The sequence below is a fragment of the Methylobacterium oxalidis genome, assembly GCF_007992195.1.
GTDB classification, from domain to species: domain Bacteria; phylum Pseudomonadota; class Alphaproteobacteria; order Rhizobiales; family Beijerinckiaceae; genus Methylobacterium; species Methylobacterium oxalidis.
Genome location: NZ_BJZU01000181.1, coordinates 1 through 8,150 on the forward strand (window position 1 = coordinate 1; position 8,150 = coordinate 8,150).

At 66.0% G+C, this 8,150-nt stretch carries 9 protein-coding genes; 3 read left to right on the top strand and 6 right to left on the bottom strand.

Translation table 11 applies throughout. From position 1 onward, the window contains the following. Positions 1-299: 299 nt before the first annotated feature. From MOX02_RS28545 to MOX02_RS28555, 3 genes are all read right to left on the bottom strand, one after another. A complete protein-coding gene (locus MOX02_RS28545) occupies positions 300-1,028 on the bottom strand; it encodes a DUF3750 domain-containing protein (RefSeq protein ID WP_238179889.1) in 729 nt (242 codons plus the stop codon). Between the two features lie 320 nt (positions 1,029-1,348). Continuing rightward, the gene (locus MOX02_RS28550; RefSeq protein ID WP_147029165.1) at positions 1,349-1,651 is read right to left on the bottom strand and encodes a hypothetical protein; all 303 of its coding nucleotides are present in this window, start codon (positions 1,649-1,651) and stop codon (positions 1,349-1,351) included. Beyond that, positions 1,648-2,292 carry a nucleotide-binding protein gene (locus tag MOX02_RS28555; RefSeq protein WP_147029166.1) on the bottom strand — a complete coding sequence of 215 codons (645 nt, stop codon included), beginning with the start codon at positions 2,290-2,292 and terminating at the stop codon, positions 1,648-1,650. Before MOX02_RS28555 ends, MOX02_RS28550 begins: the two co-directional genes overlap by 4 nt. Before the next feature lie 481 nt (positions 2,293-2,773). Here MOX02_RS28555 and MOX02_RS28560 point away from each other — a divergent pair, with 481 nt between their 5' ends. Then, positions 2,774-3,703, top strand: a complete 930-nt coding sequence (locus tag MOX02_RS28560; RefSeq protein ID WP_147029167.1) for a histone deacetylase family protein — start codon at positions 2,774-2,776, stop codon at positions 3,701-3,703. Between the two features lie 274 nt (positions 3,704-3,977). Here MOX02_RS28560 and MOX02_RS28565 read toward each other — a convergent pair whose 3' ends face one another. The 3 genes from MOX02_RS28565 to MOX02_RS28575 form a co-directional block, all read right to left on the bottom strand. Next, a complete protein-coding gene (locus tag MOX02_RS28565; RefSeq protein ID WP_147029168.1) occupies positions 3,978-4,223 on the bottom strand; it encodes a hypothetical protein in 246 nt (81 codons plus the stop codon). 290 nt (positions 4,224-4,513) lie between these two features. Further along, positions 4,514-5,551, bottom strand: coding sequence for an IS110 family RNA-guided transposase (locus tag MOX02_RS28570; RefSeq protein WP_147029169.1), 1,038 nt, complete (start codon positions 5,549-5,551; stop codon positions 4,514-4,516). Between the two features lie 125 nt (positions 5,552-5,676). Next, positions 5,677-6,231, bottom strand: coding sequence for a transposase (locus MOX02_RS28575; RefSeq protein ID WP_147029170.1), 555 nt, complete (start codon positions 6,229-6,231; stop codon positions 5,677-5,679). An 812-nt stretch (positions 6,232-7,043) separates the two neighbouring features. On the opposite strand from MOX02_RS28575, the gene MOX02_RS28585 reads away from it, so the two are divergent. Continuing rightward, complete coding sequence (locus tag MOX02_RS28585; protein WP_147029172.1) at positions 7,044-7,394, top strand: hypothetical protein; 351 nt, start codon at positions 7,044-7,046, stop codon at positions 7,392-7,394. Between the two features lie 107 nt (positions 7,395-7,501). Next, on the top strand, positions 7,502-8,149 hold the full coding sequence (locus tag MOX02_RS28590; protein WP_147029173.1) for a DedA family protein: 648 nt from the start codon (positions 7,502-7,504) through the stop codon (positions 8,147-8,149). The last annotated feature ends 1 nt before the right edge of the window (position 8,150 follow it).

Genomic DNA, 8,150 nt, shown 5'->3' on the forward strand with positions numbered 1-8,150 from the left:
AGCCTCGATCCCATGTAGAGCAGGCATCCGCGCGGCAAGGCGTCTGACCTGACACCTGAGAAACTCCCGCACCAAGGGAATGTGAGTACGGCTACTCACCCCATGGACCTCACTGTAACGAAGCCGGCATCAAGTACCGTTGCGCCGCCTCATCCTACAACATGTCCGGCTGCGGCGCACAGAATGGCTGCCCGGATCCTCAGCAGGGTTGTCGCGACAGTCCTCGAAGGGCGAAAGTCTGAATCAATGACGGAGCCGGGCGCGGCGGTGCATTTGCAGGCCAGCAGTTCGGCTCCGCCTTAGAAGCCAACCCTCCCGAGTGCAGGAAGCTTGAGCGCCGGCCGCCGCACATCGACGCCTGCGACGGCACCCAGGATGTTGATCTCGAAGCCCTCAATCCAGCCCAGCGTCAGACCGAAATACCCGCCTAGGTTGATGCGAAACCCCGTGCCCGATGGAGTTAGCGCGACCCAGCGTTCGTCGTAGGGGAAGTCCTTGCCGATCGCTGTTGCTGGCAGACTGGCTCGCATCTCCGGCACCGCGCTCATCACGGCCGCCACGAACGTGTTCGAGTTCGGCCCCGGCCAGGCTCGGTAATCACCTGGATTGGCGTAGCGATAGGTCCGGATCGTCTCGCGGATGCGCGGGATCATGTGCTCGGCCGCCGGACCATCGGCGGCGAAGATCACCTCGGGAGCGCTGCCGAACCAGCGTCCATCCGGCACGAAGCGGTCGACCCAGATGGGCTCGCCCCAGGCCGTGTAGTCGAAGCGGTGATAGGCACGCCCGTCCGCGTCCTTGATGACGATCCAGCTATGTGTCGCGACGATGCCGCGCCAGCTGACTGTACGGGCCGAGAAGACCCGCACGATCGCGTCGGAATGGTCCGCAGCAGCGGGAAGCAGTCCAACGCTAGAACGATCGGCTAAGCGCCAGTCACCTCGGCTCCGCGTGACGTAGAGGGTGGCAGAGACGGCAATCGGCACGAAAAAGACGAGCACGAACGCCAGGAAAGCGAACTCGAGCAACGGTAGTCCACGGAAACGAGTAGAAGGGTACCGTTGATATGGTTCGGCGCTCCTGCAGGCGCGAGAGCTTCGTTCATGCCGGCCTCGCTCGGCGGACATGCGATGTGCGATGCATCACAATTCGTCGCAGCTCGACATAGACGTCGTCCCGGGAGGCGACCTCCCCGAACCTTCAATCCCAGTGCTGAGCTGACCTATACGTGACGGTAGGAAACCACCACTGCGCTGAAGCGCCGTAATGCTATAGCAGCTCAGCGCAACAGCATCTCAACAGGATGCCGCTTAAGTCGCATCGTCCTGTGCTGTCAGAGCAATGCGCGTTACTCGCTGCGAGTTCGGCTGCCGCGCAGGGCTTCTACGGACGGATGCCCGTGCTTCTGAAGGGCTGCGTCAATGCCCTCCATGATCACGTCGTGCACCTTGCAGTCCCGCGTGAAGGCGATCTCGCGCAGGCGCCGGTGCACTTCGCGCGGCAGGTACACCGAGGTGTGAACCACCTCCGGGCGTACGCGGCCCGCAGGGGGAGCCGCCCGCGCCTGCTCCGAGGAAACGTCGGCGGCAGATCCACGCGCTTCCGTGCCGGGCAGGTTGAGGCCGCCGATGACCGAGGGACGCTTGCTCACGACAGCCTGCCTTTCATCGTCCGGTCCGCCCAGGCCCAGAGCGAGCGGATCTCGTCGGCCGCCTTGCTTCCCGACGCGTACTCGGTGACACCCTGACCCGTGGCCAATGCGTCCTGGTGATCGACCCGCTGCGTCACGCTCGGCTCCGCCAGCACGCCGACGCTGCTGAGGCCGTTGGCTGCTTCGAGGGCGCGCGAGCTGCGAACCGCGGGGCACTGGTTCAGCACGAAGGCGAAGCGTTCGCGCATCTCGAGGCGCATCAAGGCTTCGACGGTGGGGATCGTCGCCTGCAGATCGAGGCGCGACGGTCGCGCCGGGATCAGTGCCAGGTCGGCCGCCTGCATGGCCAGGTTGACCCCCGTCGAGGCAGCACCGGGCGTATCGAGCACTGCGACAGTGAAGCCCTTGTTCTTCAGCGCGGCCAGAATGGCAGGCAACTGGCTCAAGCGGCCGCTGGAGAGGCGATCGACCGCCAGGGTCTCGACCGAGCGGCTGTCGCCCCAGGTGGCAAGCGAGCCTTGCGGGTCGAGATCGAGCGCGATCACGGTCTCACCAGACTGCGCGGCCGCCACGGCCAACGAGGCGGCGAGCGTGGTCTTTCCGGTCCCGCCCTTCTGGGTGACGAGTGTGATGGTGCGCATCTGACCTCCCCTGCTGTCTCGCCATAGCAGGGGCACACCGGAGCGGGATAGCGGCCCAGCGTTACAGCGGAACCATGCGGCAGCCGTGCAACACTGGGAGGCTTCAGCATGACAGCGCTATAGCGGGCAGGGTGCGCGGCCAACCTCATGCAATGTGACATCGGTGAGCAGACACGTGGGCTTTGCCTACGTGCGTCTCGGAGGCTCCTCGGCTGAGCGGACGCAGCAGCCGCCGGCGGGGACACGTTGACGCCAGTCGAGCTCCCTCGCTGAGAGCGGCAGCCCAGCCGCCTCGGACGACCGTGAGCGTCTCACCTGCTGAGCCGACTCCACTGTCGAAAAGGCGTCGGCGATCCTCTTGGCCTCAAGCCTGTGTGATAACCTTCGGCATGGGAAGGGAACTGCCGTCGCCGCTGAAAGCGGATCTGGGTGCTCGTCGAGCTACCGCTGCGGGCTTGCAGACGCAGGGCGTTGGTCCGTCATGACCACCCTGTACCTCCACCACTCTGCTGCTTTGAACCACCTGGCCGAGCCCGGTCATCCGGAGCGGGCGGACCGCATCCGGGTGATCGAGCGCAGCCTTGAGCAGGAGCGTTTCACCGCGTTGGCGCGCGAGCAGGGGCCCTTAGCGCCTGTCGAGCCCATCCGCCGGGCCCATGACGAGCGCTACGTCCAGATGGTGATCGAGGATCTGCGCCGAGGCGGGCCCCTTCGCGCAGACGTCGACACGCCTCTGTCGACAGGCACCCTGGAGGCTGTGCTGCGGAGTGTCGGAGGCGCCCTGCAGGCTGTGGACGAGGTCATGACCGGACAGGTGCAGAATGCCTTCTCGGCCATGCGGCCGCCCGGCCACCATGCCGAGCGGGCCAGAGCCACCGGCTTCTGCTTCTTCAACACCGTGGCGGTCGCAGCGCGCCACGCCCAGGCCGTTCACGGAGCCGAGCGGATCGCGATCCTCGACTGGGACGCTCATCACGGCAACGGCACGCAGGACATCTTCTGGAACGACGCCAGCGTGCTCTACTGCTCCACCCACGAGATGCCGCTCTACCCCGGAACCGGAGCCGCAGGAGAGCAGGGTGAGCACGGCACGATTGTGAACGTGCCGCTCGCCGCCGGCGATGACGGGGCGGTCTTTCGCGAGGCACTCACGGCTGTCGTGCTGCCGCGGCTGGAGGCATTTCGGCCCGATCTCATCTTGATCTCGGCTGGCTTTGACGCTCACTGGCGCGATCCGCTGGCCAACCTCAACCTGACTGAGCGGGATTTCGGCTGGGCGACGCGACAGCTGATGGAAATCGCTGGCCGTGTCTGCGGCGGACGCATCGTGTCTGTGCTTGAGGGCGGCTACGACCTGATCGGCTTGTCCACGTCCGTAGCGGCGCACGTCTCGGCGCTGATGGAAGCGTGAGAGCGGGTCAGCGAGGCGGACACGCTCTTCAGTGCAAAGAACGGCGGCTTCGTTGCTGTGGGATCGCGAGGGACGTGCATAGGCTTTAGCCGGACCGCTGCGACGCACGCGTGTGTGCCCGAACACTCAGCCCGCACCGAAGGCCGATTGTCGCGTCTCCCACGGACAGCCAAGACAAGCGAACTGGTGTGCAGTGCACCATATGATGGTAGCGCGGCGCCGATCTTTGTCGGCTGACCGTGAGTCACACGTGAGTGCAATGAGTTTTATGTTTTCACCGCTGCCGCGAGCTGATGCTAGGCTGGCCAATCATCTCGTCGAGCAGCGCGGCAGCCGGTTCTGCATCGTGGCCACTGCCACGGGACAGGTGATCTACACACCGCCAGACTTCCTGAAGGCCGCGATCACGAGCCCCGCTGACCTGCAGCTTCTGGCCCAGGCACTCGACCACGGTGAGCGGTACATCGATGCCGTAACAGCTTTCGAGGCCGATCGCGCTGACGAGCTTCGCGCCCGTCATGCCGTCTCAGAGCCTTCTCTGATTGGGGTCAGTGAGGCAAGCTACTCCTGATCCTCATCAGTCCCGGATGTATCGCTCCCGCAGGTCACGCGCTTCTCTTCGCGGTCGGCGCTGAAGGCCGCCGCATGATGGGGTCAGAAGAGCAAGGTGTCTCAATCTGTCCGACGACCTTACGGCTGAGCCGCAGGTTCATGGCTCTTAACGAGATCGCCTCGCCCATCGTCCCCACGGGAACGATCCGGTTCACCCTTGCGGGCGATATTTGGCCTGATCCGACAGGCGTGCCTCCTTCATGCCGCGGCCGGTACCGGCGCTTTGCCGAAGCGGAACGAAGTCTCGTCCCGCCACATCCTGTGCAGGACGATTGCCAGCTTCCGGGCGACTGCCACACGGGCGCGGGCCAGGCCGCGATGCTTGGTTATCTTCAGGCCCCAGGCACGCAAGCTCGACCATTTACGGCTGCGCACCAGCAGGGAGTGGGCCGCCTCGTAGAGCGCGGTGCGGGCAAGTTCGTCGCCGCAGCGGCTGATCTTGCCCTGGATATCGGTCTCGCCAGACTGATAGCGCGCCGGCGTCAGGCCGAGATGCGCGCCCACATCCCGCGAGCGGCGGAAGCGCTCGGGTCGGTCGATGGTGGCGCGGAAGGCAAGCGCGGTGATCGGGCCGACACCCGGCACGCTCATCAGGCGGCGGCAGACCGCCTCGCCGCGCACGATGCCGAGGACCTGCCGGCTCAGCCGATCGAGCTGCTCCAGCATCGTACCCAGCACCGTCAGCAGCGGCTCGACGAGCGGCCGGATCTCAGGGTCGTCGCCGGACAGCTCGCGCACACGTCCGGCAAAGGCGGCCCGGGCTGGCGTGCCGAGCTTGATCCCGCCCTCGCGCAGGATGGCTCGCACCACGTTCTCGATCGCGCGCATCTCGGTGAGCAGCGTGCGGCGCGCCACCAGGAGCGAGCGCCAGAGCCGGGACTGGCGCGACTTGACGTGGACCTGCCGGTACCAGCCGGTGCGCATGATCTGGGCGAGCGCCCGGGCGTCGTTGCGGTCGGTCTTGTTGGGCATCGTCTTCATGGCCGCGTTGGCAGCCCGCGTCTCGATGCAGATCGCCGGCAGACCGGCCGCGCGAAGCTCGTCGTGCAGCCAGGCGGCGAGTGAGCAGGCCTCCAGGCCGACGCGCTCCAGCGGCGAGCCGAGCCCCGTCAGGGCTGTAATCAGTGCGATTGGTTCGCTCTGCGCCCGGGCTTCCTTGGTGGTGCGCCCCGCCTCGTCGACCACGCAGATGGCGGTCTCTTCCAGCGAGACATCGAGTCCGGCAAAGTAGCGCATGGCTGCTCCTTCCTGATGCGTGTGGCGATCCGACGTCGACCACGATCTCACATCTCGACAGGAGCAGCCGCCTTCAGCCGAACCGCGGCCTGACCCCAATCACCCCATCTGTTTGAGGGTTGATCTCAGGCGGGATTGTTGAGGGCGTTGATCGCCATGAGGCAGGCGACGCAGGTGAGCCGGCCTGCTGCGACATCGAGACGGCCGGCGCGCTCGCGGTGCAAGCCGCTCCAGTGAGACAGCCAGCCGAACGTGCGCTCAACGAGCCAGCGGCGCTCCAGCACGACAAAGCCCTTCTGCTCCGGGTTCTTCTCGACGACGCGGTGGCGCATGCCGTGCAAGTGGCACCACTCTTCGCAACGCTCAGCCGTGAAGGCGCCGTCCAGGATGGCCAGACGCAGGCTCGGCCATTGGACCTTGCCGTCGTCGAGGGTCGGCAGCGCGTCGCGATCCTGGACGTTGGCTGGCACAAAAGCCAGCGCCAGGAGGTGGCCGCCAGCATCGACCAGCGCGACGCGCTTGCGCCCGACCAGCTTCTTGGCCCCGTCGTAACCGCGCGGCCCGCGCACCCCGATGCACTTGACGCTTTGCGTGTCGGTGATCGCCAGCCGCGGCGCGGGCTGCCGGCCGTAGCGGCGACGCTGTCGGCGAGCCAGAGCTCGCATCAGATCCTCGAACAAGCCCCGCTCAACCCAGCGCCGGAACCAGCCGTAGACCGTGCGCTAGGGCGGGAAGCCTGGTGGCAATGCTCGCCACGCGCCGCCCACCCGCAGGTGCCAGGCGATCGCTGCCAGCACCCTGCGCGCCGGGGTTGCCTCCGGACTGCTCGGCGGGTCCGCCCGCTCCAGGAAGCGGGCTACCTCGTCCAAGCCCGCTTGCAGCACCATGTCCTTCAGGCGCGCCTCATGACGCGTCCGATGCCGGTCCGTCCACATCTGCTCTCCAGCCCGCCCCGCCAGGCGGAGTTTGTGTTGGCACACGAGACAGATGGGGACGTCCGGCTGAGGGGCTCAAACAGGCTCTAAGATGAACCGGCCGTAACGCGGGACGCGGCCCCCTGTTCACTTGCACCCGCTGCCCGGAGAAGCTGCAATCACGAGGTGCGAGCCCTCAAGTCAAGCTGTCGCCCCACGCAAAGGTGTTCTGGTGGAACGTGTTGTTCCGGCACTTCGTTACGTGCTCCCACATGGGAGGAAGCAATGCTGAAAACGGCACAAGCAAGCGCATTTCTGTGGCTCGTCATCGCAAGCCAAGCCCTCGCGCAGGTGACCACAGCCCCAACCACACCTGCTCCCGCTCAGCCTACAGCACCGGCCACAACACACGCAGCTGGCGGAACGAACTGGCTCTGGCTGCTCATCCTGGCCGCTCTGATTGCAGCAGCCGTCTGGTACTTCATGCGCCGTCGCGGAACACCCCGGCTTTGATGTTGGAGGTGGTGTAAGCGGCACCTCCAACGACAATCCGGGACAGTGAAACAAGGAGATCCGTCATGCCTGAGACAGCAGCGCAGAATTCCTCGTCGCAAGGCTCTTCAGGAGCCAAGCAATCCGGCAGAGACCAGGGTCAACAACGGAGCGAGAGCTTCGCCGATCAGGCGCAGAGCGCGGTGCGTGGAGTGGCCGATCAGGCGTCGGACATGTGGGACAGCGCCTCTGATCAGGGTCAGCGCTATTACCGACAGGGCAGCCAAGCCCTCGGCAACATGGACGGTGCGACGCTCGGCGGCTTGTTCGCCGCAGGTGCGCTTGGCTTCGCCATAGCTTGGTTGATTTTCGGGCAGTCCCACGCGAGTCGAGATGTGGCTCGCCGCATGAGCCGGAGCAGCGAGAGCTACCGCTGAGTTGAACGAGGCGGTGAACGCTGACGTGCGTTCGGAAGGTGCCTCAGTGCTGGGCTCAACCGCCCTGAGGCCGACCGAATATCCGCAGCAGCAAACCGGGTGGGTCTATGCTGGAGTTCATCCTCGGTGACCTGTCGCATCTGATCGCCACGCACGGGCTCTGGATCGTGGCGCTGGTGATCGGCTTGGAGAGCATGGGCCTGCCGCTCCCGGGTGAGACGTGTCTCGTCACCGCCTCCCTCTACGCCGGAGCAACCGGCAATCTCTCCCTTGGCGCGGTCATTGCGGCAGCCGTGGCAGGGGCAGTGATTGGCGACAGCGTCGGATTCTGGATCGGCCGCAGCGTGGGGCAGCGCGCGCTGGTCCGGCACGGGCCGCGCGTTGGCATCACGCCGGAGAAGATCAAGCTCGGGCGCTACCTCTTCCTGCGCCACGGCGGCAAGGTCGTGTTCCTCGGCCGCTTCGTGGCCGTGCTGCGCGTACTGGCGGCGTTGTTAGCGGGCGCGAACCGGATGGCGTGGCCGCGCTTCTTTCTGTTCAATGCCACGGGCGGACTGGTGTGGGCGACGGTGTTTGCCTGCGGAGCCTATTTCTTCGGCTCGCGCATCGAGGCGGTGACTGGTCCCGTGGGTATCATCCTGCTCGTGCTGGCTACGGGCGGTCTGGTCTGGATCGTGGTCCTGCTGCGCAAGCACGAGGCACGACTGCTGGAGGAGGCAGAGCAGGCACTCCCCGGCCCGCTGACGCCGACCTAAG